We start from the raw sequence: 16,667 nt of genomic DNA, 5'->3' as shown, positions 1-16,667 counted from the left end.
GTGTCTGTTTTTGTTTTACTTCAACGGAGAGTTTGATCCTGGCTCAGGATGAACGCTGGCGGCGTGCTTAACACATGCAAGTCGAACGATGACCCGGTGCTTGCACCGGTGATTAGTGGCGAACGGGTGAGTAACACGTGAGTAACCTGCCCTTAACTCTGGGATAAGCCTGGGAAACTGGGTCTAATACCGGATATGACTCCTCATCGCATGGTGGGGGGTGGAAAGCTTTATTGTGGTTTTGGATGGACTCGCGGCCTATCAGCTTGTTGGTGAGGTAATGGCTCACCAAGGCGACGACGGGTAGCCGGCCTGAGAGGGTGACCGGCCACACTGGGACTGAGACACGGCCCAGACTCCTACGGGAGGCAGCAGTGGGGAATATTGCACAATGGGCGCAAGCCTGATGCAGCGACGCCGCGTGAGGGATGACGGCCTTCGGGTTGTAAACCTCTTTCAGTAGGGAAGAAGCGAAAGTGACGGTACCTGCAGAAGAAGCGCCGGCTAACTACGTGCCAGCAGCCGCGGTAATACGTAGGGCGCAAGCGTTATCCGGAATTATTGGGCGTAAAGAGCTCGTAGGCGGTTTGTCGCGTCTGCCGTGAAAGTCCGGGGCTCAACTCCGGATCTGCGGTGGGTACGGGCAGACTAGAGTGATGTAGGGGAGACTGGAATTCCTGGTGTAGCGGTGAAATGCGCAGATATCAGGAGGAACACCGATGGCGAAGGCAGGTCTCTGGGCATTAACTGACGCTGAGGAGCGAAAGCATGGGGAGCGAACAGGATTAGATACCCTGGTAGTCCATGCCGTAAACGTTGGGCACTAGGTGTGGGGGACATTCCACGTTTTCCGCGCCGTAGCTAACGCATTAAGTGCCCCGCCTGGGGAGTACGGCCGCAAGGCTAAAACTCAAAGGAATTGACGGGGGCCCGCACAAGCGGCGGAGCATGCGGATTAATTCGATGCAACGCGAAGAACCTTACCAAGGCTTGACATGAACCGGAAACGCCTGGAAACAGGTGCCCCGCTTGCGGTCGGTTTACAGGTGGTGCATGGTTGTCGTCAGCTCGTGTCGTGAGATGTTGGGTTAAGTCCCGCAACGAGCGCAACCCTCGTTCTATGTTGCCAGCGCGTGATGGCGGGGACTCATAGGAGACTGCCGGGGTCAACTCGGAGGAAGGTGGGGACGACGTCAAATCATCATGCCCCTTATGTCTTGGGCTTCACGCATGCTACAATGGCCGGTACAAAGGGTTGCGATACTGTGAGGTGGAGCTAATCCCAAAAAGCCGGTCTCAGTTCGGATTGGGGTCTGCAACTCGACCCCATGAAGTCGGAGTCGCTAGTAATCGCAGATCAGCAACGCTGCGGTGAATACGTTCCCGGGCCTTGTACACACCGCCCGTCAAGTCACGAAAGTTGGTAACACCCGAAGCCGGTGGCCTAACCCCTTGTGGGAGGGAGCTGTCGAAGGTGGGACTGGCGATTGGGACTAAGTCGTAACAAGGTAGCCGTACCGGAAGGTGCGGCTGGATCACCTCCTTTCTAAGGAGCACCTACAAACCCAGCGCCCGTGTATGCGGGACGGATGAGTTTGTCAGGAGTACGCCCGTTGCGCAGACGCTAGTTCTGCGGCGGGTGCTCACGGGTGGAATATCAGCAGATAGCGGCCGCGTGTTCTTCTCCTTACCCAGTACGGATCCTCTCTTGAGGGGTTCCTGGAACGGTGCGGGGGCGGGTTGCATGCGGTTTAGTGTTTGGCACACTGTTGGGTCCTGAGGCAACAGGACCATGGCACGGCCGGGTTTCCTTACGGGGAGGCTGGGTTGTGGTGTGGGTTTTGTTTGTTTCTGGTTTCCTGGCTGCACCGATCATACGGTTGTGCCCCTGTTGCGGGGGTTCGTGTGGGGTGTGTGGTACGGGGTTGTTGTTTGAGAACTACATAGTGGACGCGAGCATCTTTTATAAGAAGCAATTTCCAAGAATATGAACCTGGATCTGTGCCGTGGTCTGGTGGTGCCCTTTGGGGTGTGGCCGGTGTGCGGTGTGGTTTCTGTGGTTCTCTCGTGAATTAGTTTTTGATCTTTTGTGGTCAAGTTTTTAAGAGCACACGGTGGATGCCTTGGCATTAGGAGCCGAAGAAGGACGTAGGAATCTGCGATAAGCCTGGGGGAGTCGATAACCGGACTGTGATCCCAGGGTGTCCGAATGGGGAAACCCCGCCGGGGGCGCGAGCTGCCCGGTGACCCGCATCTGAACACATAGGGTGTGTGGGGGGAACGCGGGGAAGTGAAACATCTCAGTACCCGCAGGAAGAGAAAACAATAGTGATTCCGTCAGTAGTGGCGAGCGAACGCGGATCAGGCTAAACCGTTCCATGTGTGATAGCCGGCGGGCGTTGCATGGTCGGGGTTGTGGGACTTCCCGTTCTGTCTCTGCCGGGACAGTGGGGTGAGTAGTACAGGCATAGGTGAACGGTCTTGAAAGGCCGGCCAGAGAGGGTGTGAGCCCCGTAACCGAAATGTTGTGTACCGCCTGGTGAAGTATCCCAAGTAGCACGGGGCCCGAGAAATCCCGTGTGAATCTGTCAGGACCACCTGATAAGCCTAAATACTCCCTAATGACCGATAGCGGACCAGTACCGTGAGGGAAAGGTGAAAAGTACCCCGGGAGGGGAGTGAAACAGTACCTGAAACCGTGTGCTTACAATCCGTCGGAGCCAGTCTGATTCTGGTGACGGCGTGCCTTTTGAAGAATGAGCCTGCGAGTTAGTGTTACGTCGCGAGGTTAACCCGTGTGGGGAAGCCGTAGCGAAAGCGAGTCTGAACAGGGCGTTGCAGTGGCGTGATCTAGACCCGAAGCGAAGTGATCTACCCATGGCCAGGTTGAAGCGACGGTAAGACGTCGTGGAGGACCGAACCCACTTCAGTTGAAAATGGAGGGGATGAGCTGTGGGTAGGGGTGAAAGGCCAATCAAACTTCGTGATAGCTGGTTCTCCCCGAAATGCATTTAGGTGCAGCGTTGCGTGTTTCTTACCGGAGGTAGAGCTACTGGATGGCTAATGGGCCCTACAAGGTTACTGACGTCAGCCAAACTCCGAATGCCGGTAAGTGAGAGCGCAGCAGTGAGACTGTGGGGGATAAGCTTCATAGTCGAGAGGGAAACAGCCCAGACCACCAACTAAGGCCCCTAAGCGTGTGCTAAGTGGGAAAGGATGTGGAGTTGCGAAGACAACCAGGAGGTTGGCTTAGAAGCAGCCATCCTTAAAAGAGTGCGTAATAGCTCACTGGTCAAGTGATTCCGCGCCGACAATGTAGCGGGGCTCAAGTACACCGCCGAAGTTGTGGATTTCAGATGATAGCCAAGCCGCCCCCTCGTGGGGTTGGTTCAGGCGTCTGGAGTGGTAGGGGAGCGTCGTGTGGGCAGTGAAGTCGCGGTGTAAACCAGCGGTGGAGCCTACACGAGTGAGAATGCAGGCATGAGTAGCGAAAGACGGGTGAGAAACCCGTCCGCCGAATGATCAAGGGTTCCAGGGTCAAGCTAATCTGCCCTGGGTAAGTCGGGACCTAAGGCGAGGCCGACAGGCGTAGTCGATGGACAACGGGTTGATATTCCCGTACCGGCGAAGAACCGCCCATGCTGAACGGGGGACACTAACCGCCCGAAACCTGCCTGACCGCCCTTCGGGGCGGGAGGGTTTTGGTGGAGCGCGGGACCTGATCCCGGGAGGCAAGCGTATTAACAGGTGTGACGCAGGAAGGTAGCCGAGCCGGGCGATGGTTGTCCCGGTCTAAGGAGGTAGGGCGAACGGTAGGCAAATCCGCCGTTCATGATGCCTGAGATCTGATGGGACCCCCTCACGGGGGGATTCGGTGATCCTATGCTGCCGAGAAAAGCATCGACGCGAGGTTCCAGCCGCCCGTACCCCAAACCGACACAGGTGATCAGGTAGAGAATACTAAGGCGATCGAGAGAATTATGGTTAAGGAACTCGGCAAAATGCCCCCGTAACTTCGGGAGAAGGGGGGCCCCCATCGTGATGGACACTAGCTGTCCGGAGCGTGCAGGGGCCGCAGAGACCAGGGGGAAGCGACTGTTTACTAAAAACACAGGTCCGTGCGAAGTCGCAAGACGATGTATACGGACTGACTCCTGCCCGGTGCTGGAAGGTTAAGAGGACCGGTTAGCCGCAAGGCGAAGCTGAGAATTCAAGCCCCAGTAAACGGCGGTGGTAACTATAACCATCCTAAGGTAGCGAAATTCCTTGTCGGGTAAGTTCCGACCTGCACGAATGGAGTAACGACTTCCCCGCTGTCTCAACCATAAACTCGGCGAAATTGCAGTACGAGTAAAGATGCTCGTTACGCGCAGCAGGACGGAAAGACCCCGAGACCTTTACTATAGTTTGGTATTGGTGTTCGGAGTGGCTTGTGTAGGATAGGTGGGAGACGTTGAAGCCCGGACGCCAGTCCGGGTGGAGTCATCGTTGAAATACCACTCTGGTCACTTTGGACATCTAACTTCGGCCCGTAATCCGGGTCAGGGACAGTGCCTGATGGGTAGTTTAACTGGGGCGGTTGCCTCCTAAAAAGTAACGGAGGCGCCCAAAGGTTCCCTCAGCCTGGTTGGCAATCAGGTGTCGAGTGTAAGTGCACAAGGGAGCTTGACTGTGAGAGAGACATCTCGAGCAGGGACGAAAGTCGGGACTAGTGATCCGGCGGTACATTGTGGAATGGCCGTCGCTCAACGGATAAAAGGTACCTCGGGGATAACAGGCTGATCTTGCCCAAGAGTCCATATCGACGGCATGGTTTGGCACCTCGATGTCGGCTCGTCGCATCCTGGGGCTGGAGTAGGTCCCAAGGGTTGGGCTGTTCGCCCATTAAAGCGGTACGCGAGCTGGGTTTAGAACGTCGTGAGACAGTTCGGTCCCTATCCGCTGCGCGCGCAGGAAATTTGAGAAGGGCTGTCCTTAGTACGAGAGGACCGGGACGGACGAACCTCTGGTGTGTCAGTTGTACTGCCAAGTGCACCGCTGATTAGCTACGTTCGGATGGGATAACCGCTGAAAGCATCTAAGCGGGAAGCTCGCTTCGAGATGAGATTTCCATACACCTTGTGTGTGAGAGGCCCCCAGCCAGACCACTGGGTTGATAGGCCGGATGTGGAAGCGAGGACTAACGACTCGTGAAGCTGACCGGTACTAATAGGCCGATAACTTACACCACACACTCTCTTCGTGAACGGATTCAAAAGACGTTCACACCATGGGGAGGGTACAAAGAAACAAGACTGCTTGCGTCCACTATGTGGTTCCCAGACAACAAACCCGTTCACACGGCATGTTGTCCCAGGAACCTTCAACTGAATAACAACACCACAGTTGTAACACCAGATTTCCCACCCCCACAGGCCACGGCCAGGAGGGTCGGGAGCAAGGGTTACGGCGGTCATAGCGTGGGGGAAACGCCCGGTCCCATTCCGAACCCGGAAGCTAAGACCCACAGCGCCGATGGTACTGCACCCGGGAGGGTGTGGGAGAGTAGGTCACCGCCGGACAACCATTAAACACGGTCGAGAGCCTCCAGACACGTCTCTGGAGGCTCTCCCGCATTTAACCCCCAACCACACCACGCTCCAGCAGCTTTCATCCGGACCCTACCTCGCCTGCCGCCGGCGCCCCCGCCGCTCCTTCGGGAGCGTCGCGTGGGAGGGGCCGGAATGTGGAGGAGCGCGTGTTCGGGCACGGGTAGAGTAAATGCCCATGGATAACCTCTTCAGCCACGCTCCTGCCGACCCGTCTAATACTCCGGAGCCGGAGGCAACCGAGAGTCTGGAGCCCGTCGTTTTCACGGTGGTGGTGCCTGGTGCCGTCGCCCGCGCCTTCGTGGGTTTCACCGAGCATACGCACCTCTGGTGGCCACTCGAAGACCACGGTGTCTACGGCGCGGGGTCGTATGTGGAGTTCGGAGAGAACCTGATTCTGGAGACTGCGGAGGACGGCAGGACGGCGATCTGGGGATCGATTGACGACTGGCAGCCGCCGCTGTCCTTCCACGCGAGCTGGCATCCGGGAAGTTCCGCCGTGTGGTCTACGGAGCTGCGCGTGGCATTCCGGGCTGTCGAAGGCGGTACCGAGCTCCGCCTGGTGCACACCGGCTGGGAAGGTGCGGAGGACCCAGCTGCCACCCGGGCGGACTACCTGGCCGGCTGGCCCGGCGTCCTGCGGCAGTTCGTGCGGTTCATGGGCGGTGCCGATGACTGACGAGCTGACACTCTCGCCTTCGAAGGCAACGTGGCCGGGCAGCGTATCGGAGTTATCAGGGTTAGCGGCCTGGACCATAATGCCCGTCGGGCAGGCAGCAGGATCAAAACGAGTGGCGCTGGTCAGTCGAAGACGGCAATGGTTTGAGGGCCCTTCGCAGATGAGCGTGGTTAGGGCGGTCTGAGACTGGCGCCGCGGCGTAGGCCGTTTCCGGTGCGGCGTGTTGCAGCAGGAAAGAGGTCAGGGCCTCTTTGAATTGGTAGCGACCAAGCAACCAATACCCAAAAGAGACCCTGACATGAATAACTCTATGTCTTGTTCCGATGGCCGCTGGTGCACGCGCGCGGACGCGCTGCTCGGTGTCGAGGGCATCCACGTCGGCTCCGTCACGGCAACCGCGGCTGGACTGGTTCTGGACGTCGAAACCGGGGAGGACGTCACCGGCTGCCCGGAGTGCGGCGTCGTCGCGGTCGGGCACGGACGCCGGCAGGTCCGGCTCCATGACATCCCCTGCTTCGGGCGGCCGGTGCGGCTGCTGTGGGCCAAACGTGTCTGGCGCTGCCCGGACCCGGGCTGCCCGAGAACGACGTTCACCGAGGAGCACCCGCTGGCAGGATCCCGGGCGAAACTGACCGCCCGTGCCGTGAACTGGGCAACCGATGCGCTCCAGCATTTCGACACCTCGGTCTCGGCACTGGCCCACCAGCTCGGCGTCTCCTGGCACACTGTCTGGCACGGGATCAGGGCAGAGGCCGCACGACGGATCGCTGACACAGACAGGCTGAAGGGGGTGGATGCGCTCGGCGTCGACGAGCATGTCTGGTCCCACACCGGGCCACCCGGAACGGGCATGGTCACCGGGATCGTGGACCACACCCGCGACGCGGACGGCACCGTTCACGCCCGGCTGCTGGACCTCGTTCCGGGACGCTCCGGAAAGGCCTACGCCGACTGGCTCAAGGACCGCGGCACCGGGTTCACCGCCGGGATCAAGACAGCCGCGCTGGATCCGTTCCGCGGCTACGCGAACGCGATCCGCGACGAGCTGCCCGAAGCCATCACCGTTCTGGATGCATTCCATGTCGTGAAACTGGGTTCAGCCATGGTCGACGAAGTCCGCCGCCGGGTCCAGCAGGACACCCGGGGACACCGCGGACGCAAGGGAGATCCGCTCTACGGGATCCGCCGGACCCTGCAGATCGGCGCAGAACACCTCACCGAGAAACAGGCTTCCCGGCTGGACGCGAAGCTCACCGCCGGGGACCCAGACCGCGAAGTCACCCTGGCCTGGCAGTGCTACCAGAAGCTCCGCAACATCTACCACGCCCGCCCGGAACACGGCAGGGCGCTGGTGACAGACGTGATCGCGTCGTTCCCGACCTGCCCGATCCCGGAAGTGGCCAGGCTTGGCCGGACCCTGCGGGCCTGGAAAGCCGCGATCCTGGCCTACTTCGATACCAACGGCGCCTCCAACGGACCCACCGAAGCGATCAACGGCGTCATCGAAACCACCCGCCGAATCGCCAGAGGCTTCCGCAACTTCACCAACTACCGGCTCAGATGCCTCCTCGCCGCCGGCGGACACCGCCCCTACCGGACGAAACAGACCAACCATGCCTAAATGCGAAGGGCCGGTTTGAGTCGGCTGCTTGAATTCTAGGGGACGATAGTGTGCCTCAACGCCCTAGCCCTCCTGGTCGCCGGCCGACATATCGCCGACGCCAGGCGTGCCATCGGCGAGCGCGTAGCGCTGCAGCACCGCACCCTTCGGTGAGGCGACGACCGGCTCGATGAGTCTGAGGTTCGTCGGAACCACCCCGTCGGCGAAGACCTTCTTTCCACCGCCGAGGAGGATCGGATACACCCAGAGCGTGAGCCGATCGAAGAGCCGTTCGGCGAACAGGCTCTGCACGAAGTTGAGACTGCCGATGACGTGGATGTTCGCGTGCCGGTCGCGCAGTTCGCGCACGGCGGCGACGACATCAGGACCGAGCAGTGTGGAGCCGGCCCACTCGAGGGTCGGCGTCTGGCGCGAGGCTACGTATTTCGGGAGGCGGTTGAACAGCCGCGCGATGCCCCCGTCCGCGTGCGGCCAGTACGCGGCGAAAATGTCGTAGGTCCGGCGCCCAAGCAGCAGCGCGTCCATCCCCGCCATCCCGGCGTCGACCTGCTCGCCGACGACCTCGTCGAGGAGAGGCGCCTGCCAGCCGCCAAACGCGAAACCGCCGTCAGCGTCCTCGTCCGGCCCGCCGGGCGCCTGCGCGACGCCGTCGAGCGTGGTGAACAGGTCGATATGGATGAGTCCCATGCCGTGCTCCTTCTCTGTCGCCCGTCGTCGCCCCGGCGACGGGATCACTTCGAGGCTGCCACACGATCCCCCTGCGAAGCAACCAGTATCAACGGCTCGACGCGAGCCCACTGCGCATCCGACAACACCTCAGCCGAGCCACGACATCAGCCCGCCCCGAACACTAGGCGAAGGTTAGGAGACACGCCCTAGATGTCCGCAAGTGTCAGCGCCGGCGGCGAACTTCCGTCGATGTCCAGTACGCCGAACTCCTTCGCAACTGCGGCGGCGATAAGCACCTGGCCGGTCCGCGCCATTAGGTTCGGATCGTGGAACAGCGCGCTGATCACGCGGCCGATGAACTCAGGGCTTTCGCTGGTCGAGAGATCGAACGTGCCACTTTTCGCCGCTGCCAGGACCGACTCGGTTCGAACCAGACCGGGGTAGAGCGAGATTACCGGAATAGCGAACGGTTTCAGCTCTACGGCCATGTCGGACGTCATCTTGTCCGTCGCCGCTTTTGCGATGCCGTAGATCGTGTTGCCGAGGTGACGCTGCGCCGACCAGAAGCTGATGTTGATGATCAAGCCGCGGTGCCGCGGCGTCATCATGCGCGCCGCGTGCGCCGAACACACAAATGCCGCGCGCACGCCGGCGTCCATCATGCCGGTCCGGCGATGCGGCGGTTGATCCCAAAACGGCGCAGGCCACGTGAACGCGCCGTCTTCGACCATCTTCTCGTAGCCGCCCCAGGCGCAATTGACGAGGAGATCGAGGCCGCCGCACTCGGAGCGGATCGCTTCAAACACGCGCGCCGTCTCTTCGTCTTTGAGATGGTCGCAGCGCAGGCGCCGTATCGCCCGCGGCAGGTCCGCCTGGTCGATCGAGCGGCCCGAGCCGTACACTCGAAACCCCGCTGCCAGAAGGGCAATTGCGATGCCCCGGCCGACCCCTCGGCTCGCACCGGTCACGAGCGCAACGTTTTCCCGTCGGCGCTTCATTGCGTTCGCGTTCGTTGGTCATGCTAAGCGGCCCCGCTTACCTTCCGTTCCGTGATCCCCATGATAGGCCGGAGCTGGCGCCTTGGGCCCGCAGCGCACGCACCCTTGCTTCGTCCGCGCGCATGAGCGAGCCGATACCGGGGGAAGCGCATCTCGCCAGCAAGACGGCCCGCCTGATGGCGCAGCAGCTGCAGACCATCGCCCACGTAGCCAGCTTTAAGCACGGGCCCTACGCCCGGCACCGAGCCACAACCCGGGGCGCCCGGCTTCGCGCCTTAGACTGAAAGCTGGATTCGAAGAACTGGAGACCACATGAGCATCATCGACGAGCTCACCTCTGCCCTGGGCCCGATGAAGATCCTGGTGGATGCTGCCACCCTGGCCGCATACGCCGTGGACCAGGCCCCGGTGCTGGACTACCAGCTGCCACAGGCGGTGGTCCTCGCCGAATCCGTGGCAGACGTCCAGGCCACCGTCCGGGCCTGTGCCGCACGCGGGGTCCCGGTGGTCGCGCGCGGAGCGGGCACGGGCGTCTCCGGCGGCGCCCACGCCAGCCAGGGCTGCGTGGTGCTGAGCCTCGAGCGGATGAACCGCATCCTGGACCTCAACCCGGACGACGAGACCGCCGCCGTTGAACCCGGCGTCATCAACGCGGACCTCAACGCCGCCGCCGCCGCGCACGGCCTGATGTTTGCCCCGGACCCGGCCAGTTACAAGATGTCCACCATCGGCGGCAACGTGGCCACCAACGCCGGCGGGCTGCGCTGCGCGAAGTACGGGGTGACGCGGGACTCGGTCCTGGCGCTCGACGTCGTGATGGCGGACGGCTCCCTGATCCACACGGGCCACCAGACCTTCAAAGGCGTCGCCGGCTACGACCTCACCGGGCTCTTCGTAGGCTCCGAGGGGACGCTGGGGATCGTCGTCGGCATCACGGTCCGGCTCAAGTACCTTCCGCGTGAAGTGCACACCATCGCTGCGTTCTACCCGGACTTCCGCAGCGCTGCGGCGGGCGTCCTCGCGGTCGGCAAGGCCAGGGTGCAGCCGGCCATCATGGAACTGCTCGACGGCGGCTCGCTCGCCCAGCTCGACGACGCCCATGGCTCGGACCTGTCCGCGCGGGGTGCGTCCCTGCTGCTGATCCAGACCGACGGTTTCGGCGCCGCGGCCGAGGCGGCAGCCATCCGGCCGCTGCTGGTAGCGGGCGGGGCCGTGGTCACCCTGGAGGCCAATGCCGAGGCCGAGCAGCTCGTGGAGATGCGCCGCAACAGCCGGGGCGTGGAGGTCGACGACGAATACCGGGTGGGCGAGGACGTCGCCGTGCCCCGGTCCCGGCTGGTGGACTACGTCGCCGAGCTGGAGGCCATGGCCGTGGCGCACGGGGTCCAGCTCAAGGTCGTGGCGCACGCCGGCGACGGGAACCTGCACCCCACCTTCTGGGTGGACCGCGTGGACAACGCCGTCGACGCCGACGCCATGGCGCGCCTGGGCGCGGCGCTGGACAAGTCCGTCGCCGTGGCGCTGGCAATGGGCGGCACCATCACGGGGGAGCACGGGATCGGCCAGTACAAGCTGCGCTGGCTCGGACTCGAGCAGAAGGAGCCCGTTCGTGAACTGCAGCGCCGGATCAAGGAACTGTTCGACCCGGCCGGCATCCTGAACCCCGGCAAGGCGATTTAACCCGACCGGGCCAGGACGGCCGGCGTCAGGCGGGGATCAGTCGTCGGAGTCCGGGTACTCCTCGACGGATTCGTCGGCGCCGTAGCGCGATTCCTCGGTTTCGACCTCGAGGATTTTCAGCAGTTCAGTGTCCGGGTTGAGCATGATGGCAGCCTCGTCGCGGCGGTGGCGCAGCTCGGAGTCGATGTAGGACTGCACGGCTTCGGCCAGCGGGATGTGCCGGTTCTCCTTTTCGGACATGTACCAGCGGTGTTCCAGGATTTCGTGCACGGCCTCCGCCGGCTCGAGCTTCCCGGACAGATCGCGGGGAATGGAACGGACGATCGGCTCGAAGATCTGACTGACCCAGAGGTGCGCGCTGTATTCCTCGTCCATGCCCGGGTTGTTGTCCGCCCGGAAGGAGTCCATGTCGTTCAGGAGCCGGCGGGCCTGGTTCTCCTGGGCGTCCAGGCCGGTCAGGCGCAGCAGCCGGCGCTGGTGGTGCCCGGCGTCCACCACCTTCGGCTGGAGTTGGATCGTGGAGCCGTTCTGGGTGGTCTTGATCGCGTATTCCTCGACGTCGAACCCCAGCTCGTTGAGCTTCCGGATGCGGGCGGCCACGCGCCAGCGTTCGCCGATTTCGAAGGATTCCTTCTCGGTCAGCTCCGTCCACAGGCGGCGGTAGCTGTCCATGATCAGTTCGCTGGTGGCCACCGGGTCCACCTTCTCCTCGATCAGGCCGCCCTCGAGGAGGTCCATGAGCTCGCCGGCGATGTTCACCCGGGCGATTTCCAGATCGTACTCGCGCTGTCCGGTGGAGAGGTCCGGGTAGAGTTCGCCCGTCTCGGCGTCCACGAGATAGGCGGCGAACGCTCCGGCGTCGCGGCGGAACAGCGTGTTGGAGAGCGAGACGTCGCCCCAGTAGAAGCCGATCAGGTGCAGCCGGACCAGCAGGAGGGCCTGGGCGTCGATCAGGCGCGTCAGGGTGTCCTTGCGCAGCATCTGGGAAAAGAGCGCACGGTACGGCATGGAGAACTTCAGGTGCCGCGTCACCAGCACGGGGTTCAGCGGCCGGCCCTCTGGCGTGGTGCGTCCGGTGATGACGGCGACCGGCTCCACGCACGGGACGTCCAGCCGGGCCAGTTTCCGGAGCATGTGGTACTCGTGGCGCGCGATGTGCTCCGAGGTCTCCTTGATGGCTATGACCGAACCGCCGAGGTGGGCGAAGCGCACGACGTGGCGGGAGATGCCGCGGGGGAGGGCGGCGAGGTTCTCGGCCGGCCAGTCCTCAAGGGCGATGTGCCATGGCAGGTCCAGCAGTTCGGGATCGGTGGCAGCGGCCGTGATGCTCAGCGAGCTGGAGGCCACGGAGGCCTTGGCATCGTTGGCGCTGGCGGCCTGGAACCGGGGCAGTTTGCCGATCTGACCGTAGTCGGTGGGCTCGTCGTGCCACTGGGCACTGTTTTCCTCGCTGATGGGGTTTTCCTCGGTCATGAATCCAATTCTTCCGTACTAAGGGCAACCGCCCTAACGATCGGGCCGGGGATGCGGTTAATGCTCCACGGTCAAGCCGTGCCGTTAAAGGGCGACGGCGGCCCTCCAGTTGGGGAGGACCGCCGCCGGACGTGCAGTGCTACCTGGGCCCACACCGGTAGGGTTCCCTGGCCGAAGCGGAGCGAGGAGCCGGTGGGTGGGCCCACACCGCTAGGGTTCCCTGGCCGAAGCGGAGCGAGGTTAGGGAGCCGGTGGGGACTAGTCGCCCAGGCGCAGACCCGTCTGGGTGTCGAACAGGTGCACGTGGCCTGACTGCGGGCGGACCCAGATGGACTCACCCTTCAGCGGGGGGCGGCGGCCGTCGACGCGGGCCACGATGTCGTGGCTCTGGCCGTCCAGGGTGGTGTGGCCGTAGACGTAGGCGTCGGCGCCGAGCTCTTCGACGACGTCGACCTCGACCTGGAGGCCTTCACCCTGCGGCGCGGTCTCGAGGTCCTCGGGGCGGGAGCCGAGGGTGACGGTGTTGCCCTTGGTCGCCTGCAGCACGTCCTGGGGAACCGGGTAGACGGTGCCGCCAAACTGCACGCCGCCGTCGACGACAGGGAGCTCCAGCAGGTTCATGGCAGGCGAGCCGATGAAGCCGGCGACAAACACGTTCTTCGGCTTGTCGTACAGGTTGCGCGGGGTGTCGACCTGCATCAGCAGACCGTCTTTCAGCACGGCGACGCGGTCACCCATTGTCATGGCCTCGACCTGGTCATGGGTCACATAGACCGTGGTGACGCCCAGACGGCGGGTCAGCGACGCGATCTGCGTACGGGTCTGCACGCGGAGCTTGGCATCAAGGTTGGACAGCGGCTCATCCATGAGGAAGACCTGCGGGTTACGCACGATGGCGCGGCCCATGGCAACACGCTGGCGCTGGCCGCCGGAGAGCGCCTTCGGCTTGCGATCGAGGTACGGCTCGAGGTCCAGAAGCTTGGCAGCTTCACGGACACGCTCGGCGCGCTCTTCTTTGCTGACGCCAGCGATCTTCAGGGCGAAGCCCATGTTGTCTGCCACCGTCATGTGCGGGTACAGGGCGTAGTTCTGGAAGACCATGGCGATGTCGCGGTCCTTCGGCGGCACATCCGTGACGTCGCGGTCGCCAATGAGGATTCGGCCGGCGTTGACGTCCTCAAGACCTGCAAGCATGCGCAGGGAGGTCGACTTTCCACAGCCGGAGGGTCCAACCAGGACCAGGAATTCGCCATCGGCGATTTCAATGTTGAGCTTGTCAACAGCGGGCTTATCCGTGCCCGGGTACAGACGTGTTGCGTTGTCAAAAGTAACTGTAGCCACAGTTATCAATCCCTTCACCGGCAGGTACGTGCCGGACGATCCGTAGTGAATGGTCTTTTTATGCAGTTGTTAATTCAGTTGTAAGCATCGAACGTGCGCATACTCCCCGGCCGAAGCCGAGGAGTATCCAATGACGCCGCACGGTATTTGTGCGCCACATCATAAACAGAGTATGTCAGACTTTTAGCAATAGGGCTAAAAAGTTACGAATGTCACACGTGATCCCGCTTACGTGACGTCGGGGCCGGCCACCGGCTTGCGTTCCCGCAGGAGCGCCTCCAGCAGTTCGGCGATATGAACCGGGGCCCCGACGCGGAACTGCGCCTGGGTGAAATCCAGGCCGACCTTCACGCCAAGGTCCCCCTGGACCAGACGGCCCAGGGCGTCCTCGTCAGTGGTGTCGTCGCCGGCGAAGACGACCGCCGAAGCGCCGGTCGCCTGCCGCAGGAACGCGATCCCCTCGCCCTTGGAGGCATGGACCACGGAGGTTTCCAGCACGCGGTTGCCGGCTTTCAGGAAGACGCCGGGCCGGTCCTGGAGGACGGCGCGGGCTGCCGCCACGGCGTCCTCCGCGACGTCGTCGGCGGCAAGCCTCGTGTGCAGCACGACGCCGGCCGGCTTGTCCTCCAACAGAGTGCCCGGAGCCTCCTCCACGATTTCCGCGAGAACCCGGCGGACCTCGGCGAGCAACTCGCGTTGGGCGTCGTCGAGCACGAGCTGGGAGGAACCCGGACCCATCCAGACTTCCGCCCCGTGGCTGCCGATCAGCAGGGTCTTCTCCGGAGGGGAGGCGACTGCCCGCAGGCTGTCCAGCGCCCGTCCCGAGATGAGCGCCGTCGACGTCCGCGGGAGTTCGGTCAGTGCGGCGAAGGCCGCCGCGGAGCGGGGGAGCGCCCGGGAGTCCGCGGCATGGTCCACGAGGGGGGCCATGGTGCCGTCGAAGTCCATGGCGACCAGGAGGTGGTCCGTGGCCGCGACGCGGCGCACGGCCTCGAGCAGTCCGGGGGAGAGCGAGAGCGGCGTTTTGCCCGTGGTCTCAGGAGTCATCGCGGATTACCTTCTCTCTGAGAGCGCTGAGGAAGTCGGAAGACCATAGGTCGACGTCGTGGTCCAGGATCTGCTTGCGCATCGCCCTCATCCGGCGCCCGGCCTCGGCCGGCTGCATGTTCACGGCCTTCATGATGGTGTCCTTGAGGCCGTCGATGTCGTGCGGGTTCATCAGCAGCGCCTGCTTGAGCTGGTCCGCGGCGCCGGCAAACTCACTGAGCACCAGTGCGCCGTCGTTGTTGGTGCGTGCCGTGACGTATTCCTTGGCCACGAGGTTCATGCCGTCGCGCAGGGCGGTGACCAGCATGACGTCCGCCGCGAGGTACAGGGAGACCATTTCCTCGATGGGGTAGCTGTGGTGCAGGTAGCGCACTGCCGTGTTCTGCAGGGTGTCGTAGGTGCCGTTGATGTGGCCCACGGTGCCCTCGATCTCCTCGCGGAGCAGGCGGTACTGCTCCACGCGTTCCCGGCTGGGGCTGGCCACCTGGATCAGGCTGGCGTCCTCCACCGTGACTTTGCCGTCCGCCAGGAGTTCCTCGTAGGCCTTGAGCCGGTGCTGGATGCCCTTGGTGTAGTCGAGGCGGTCGACGCCGAGCAGGATGGTCTTGGGGTTGCCGAGATCCCGGCGGATCTGGCGTGCGCGCTCGATGATCTCGGGCTTGCGTGCCAGCTCGATGATCTGCTGGACGTCGATGGAGATGGGGAACGCCTGGGCACGGGCAATATGGGTGGTCTTTCCGTCCGCGCCCCTGACGTGGACCTGCTGCTGCTTGACGCTGGCGCCGAGGAAGCGGCGGGCGGAGCGCATGAAGTTTGCGGCGTCGCTGCTGCGCTGGAAGCCCACAAGGTCCGCGCCCAGCAGGCCATCGATAATCGCCCGACGCCACGGCAGCTGCGCGAAAATCTCCGGCGGCGGGAAGGGGATGTGGTTGAAGAAACCGATCTTCAGGTCCGGCCTCGCCTCCCGGAGCATCTTGGGGACGAGCTGGAGCTGGTAGTCCTGCACCCAGACGGTGGCGCCGTGCTCCGCGTGCTGGACGACGGCGTCGGCGAACCTCTTGTTCACCCTCCGGTACGAGTCCCACCAGGTCCGGTGGAACGCCGGCGGGGCGATCACATCGTGATACAGCGGCCAGAGCGTGGCGTTCGAGAAGCCCTCATAGAAGTGCTCGATGTCCCCGGTGCTCAACTGGACGGGTACCAGGTCGATGCCTCCGTGGCTGAACGGCTTCACTGTCTCGTCCGGCGCACCGTGCCAGCCCACCCAGGCGCCGTCGGTCCTGGCCATCATCGGTGCCAGCGCGGTCACGAGGCCGCCTGGGGAGCGGCGCCAGCCGTCCTGGCAGCCGGGCTCGTCCTCGGAACAGCGGTCAACGGGCAGGCGGTTGGAGACCACCATGAAGCTGTACTGGACATCAGACTCGGCGGCACCCCTGCTTGCGTTGCCTTCGGATGTCCCGTCCGCCGCGGCTGTCATTTTCTTGCCGTCGGCGCGGTCCGTTGCTTGCATTGCTGCCCCCTGGGGTCGCTCGTGGCTCTCACCCACCCTATCCGTACGGAATCTTCCGGGC

The 16,667-nt window shown here is 63.2% G+C and carries 10 protein-coding genes and 3 rRNA genes; 7 read left to right on the top strand and 6 right to left on the bottom strand.

Annotated features, from left to right (window positions below; all coding sequences use genetic code 11):
• The first annotated feature begins 20 nt into the window (after positions 1-20).
• From ACVWZ8_RS04195 to ACVWZ8_RS04175, 5 genes are all read left to right on the top strand, one after another.
• Positions 21-1,546, top strand: a 16S ribosomal RNA gene (locus ACVWZ8_RS04195).
• Between the two features lie 545 nt (positions 1,547-2,091).
• Positions 2,092-5,230: ribosomal RNA gene (locus ACVWZ8_RS04190) — 23S ribosomal RNA — on the top strand.
• 214 nt (positions 5,231-5,444) lie between these two features.
• Positions 5,445-5,561 (top strand): 5S ribosomal RNA (gene rrf, locus ACVWZ8_RS04185).
• The 16S, 23S and 5S rRNA genes sit together here, the layout of an rRNA operon.
• A 205-nt stretch (positions 5,562-5,766) precedes the next feature.
• Positions 5,767-6,267, top strand: a complete 501-nt coding sequence (locus tag ACVWZ8_RS04180) for an SRPBCC domain-containing protein (protein ID WP_456503888.1) — start codon at positions 5,767-5,769, stop codon at positions 6,265-6,267.
• Between the two features lie 298 nt (positions 6,268-6,565).
• Positions 6,566-7,888 (top strand): ISL3 family transposase, encoded by a 1,323-nt coding sequence (locus tag ACVWZ8_RS04175; protein ID WP_456503887.1) that lies wholly within the window; start codon positions 6,566-6,568, stop codon positions 7,886-7,888.
• A gap of 63 nt (positions 7,889-7,951) precedes the next feature.
• Here the strand turns inward: ACVWZ8_RS04175 and ACVWZ8_RS04170 are convergent, their stop codons facing one another.
• Both ACVWZ8_RS04170 and ACVWZ8_RS04165 read right to left on the bottom strand, forming a co-directional pair.
• Complete coding sequence (locus ACVWZ8_RS04170) at positions 7,952-8,575, bottom strand: dihydrofolate reductase family protein (RefSeq protein WP_456503886.1); 624 nt, start codon at positions 8,573-8,575, stop codon at positions 7,952-7,954.
• A gap of 188 nt (positions 8,576-8,763) precedes the next feature.
• Positions 8,764-9,525, bottom strand: a complete 762-nt coding sequence (locus ACVWZ8_RS04165) for an SDR family NAD(P)-dependent oxidoreductase (RefSeq protein ID WP_456503885.1) — start codon at positions 9,523-9,525, stop codon at positions 8,764-8,766.
• Between the two features lie 152 nt (positions 9,526-9,677).
• On the opposite strand from ACVWZ8_RS04165, the gene ACVWZ8_RS04160 reads away from it, so the two are divergent.
• Positions 9,678-9,839 (top strand): hypothetical protein, encoded by a 162-nt coding sequence (locus tag ACVWZ8_RS04160; protein WP_456503884.1) that lies wholly within the window; start codon positions 9,678-9,680, stop codon positions 9,837-9,839.
• A 28-nt stretch (positions 9,840-9,867) separates the two neighbouring features.
• On the top strand, positions 9,868-11,235 hold the full coding sequence (locus tag ACVWZ8_RS04155) for an FAD-binding oxidoreductase (RefSeq protein ID WP_426976089.1): 1,368 nt from the start codon (positions 9,868-9,870) through the stop codon (positions 11,233-11,235).
• A gap of 36 nt (positions 11,236-11,271) precedes the next feature.
• Here the strand turns inward: ACVWZ8_RS04155 and ACVWZ8_RS04150 are convergent, their stop codons facing one another.
• The 4 genes from ACVWZ8_RS04150 to ACVWZ8_RS04135 all read right to left on the bottom strand — a co-directional run bounded on the left by ACVWZ8_RS04150 (position 11,272) and on the right by ACVWZ8_RS04135 (position 16,606).
• The gene (locus tag ACVWZ8_RS04150) at positions 11,272-12,690 is read right to left on the bottom strand and encodes a DUF4032 domain-containing protein (RefSeq protein ID WP_456505902.1); all 1,419 of its coding nucleotides are present in this window, start codon (positions 12,688-12,690) and stop codon (positions 11,272-11,274) included.
• 276 nt (positions 12,691-12,966) lie between these two features.
• Entirely contained in the window at positions 12,967-14,049 is a 1,083-nt protein-coding gene (locus tag ACVWZ8_RS04145; RefSeq protein WP_426976090.1) for an ABC transporter ATP-binding protein, read from the bottom strand.
• A 228-nt stretch (positions 14,050-14,277) separates the two neighbouring features.
• A complete protein-coding gene (gene otsB / locus ACVWZ8_RS04140) occupies positions 14,278-15,096 on the bottom strand; it encodes a trehalose-phosphatase (protein ID WP_426976091.1) in 819 nt (272 codons plus the stop codon).
• Positions 15,086-16,606, bottom strand: a complete 1,521-nt coding sequence (locus ACVWZ8_RS04135; protein ID WP_456503883.1) for an alpha,alpha-trehalose-phosphate synthase (UDP-forming) — start codon at positions 16,604-16,606, stop codon at positions 15,086-15,088. The genes otsB and ACVWZ8_RS04135 overlap by 11 nt, the downstream gene beginning before the upstream one ends.
• Positions 16,607-16,667: the final 61 nt, after the last annotated feature.

This window comes from Arthrobacter sp. UYCu723, assembly GCF_054059215.1.
This window is presented reverse-complemented; position numbering and strand designations above follow the sequence as displayed.

Excerpts from the sequence above, each read along its gene's own strand:
- ACVWZ8_RS04155 (WP_426976089.1), top strand. The coding sequence starts at position 9,868 with ATGAGCATCATCGACGAGCTCACCTCTGCCCTGGGCCCGATGAAGATC.
- otsB (WP_426976091.1), bottom strand. The coding sequence starts at position 15,096 with ATGACTCCTGAGACCACGGGCAAAACGCCGCTCTCGCTCTCCCCCGGA.
- ACVWZ8_RS04135 (WP_456503883.1), bottom strand. The coding sequence starts at position 16,606 with ATGCAAGCAACGGACCGCGCCGACGGCAAGAAAATGACAGCCGCGGCG.
- ACVWZ8_RS04180 (WP_456503888.1), top strand. The coding sequence starts at position 5,767 with ATGGATAACCTCTTCAGCCACGCTCCTGCCGACCCGTCTAATACTCCG.
- ACVWZ8_RS04160 (WP_456503884.1), top strand. The coding sequence starts at position 9,678 with ATGAGCGAGCCGATACCGGGGGAAGCGCATCTCGCCAGCAAGACGGCC.
- ACVWZ8_RS04175 (WP_456503887.1), top strand. The coding sequence starts at position 6,566 with ATGAATAACTCTATGTCTTGTTCCGATGGCCGCTGGTGCACGCGCGCG.
- ACVWZ8_RS04170 (WP_456503886.1), bottom strand. The coding sequence starts at position 8,575 with ATGGGACTCATCCATATCGACCTGTTCACCACGCTCGACGGCGTCGCG.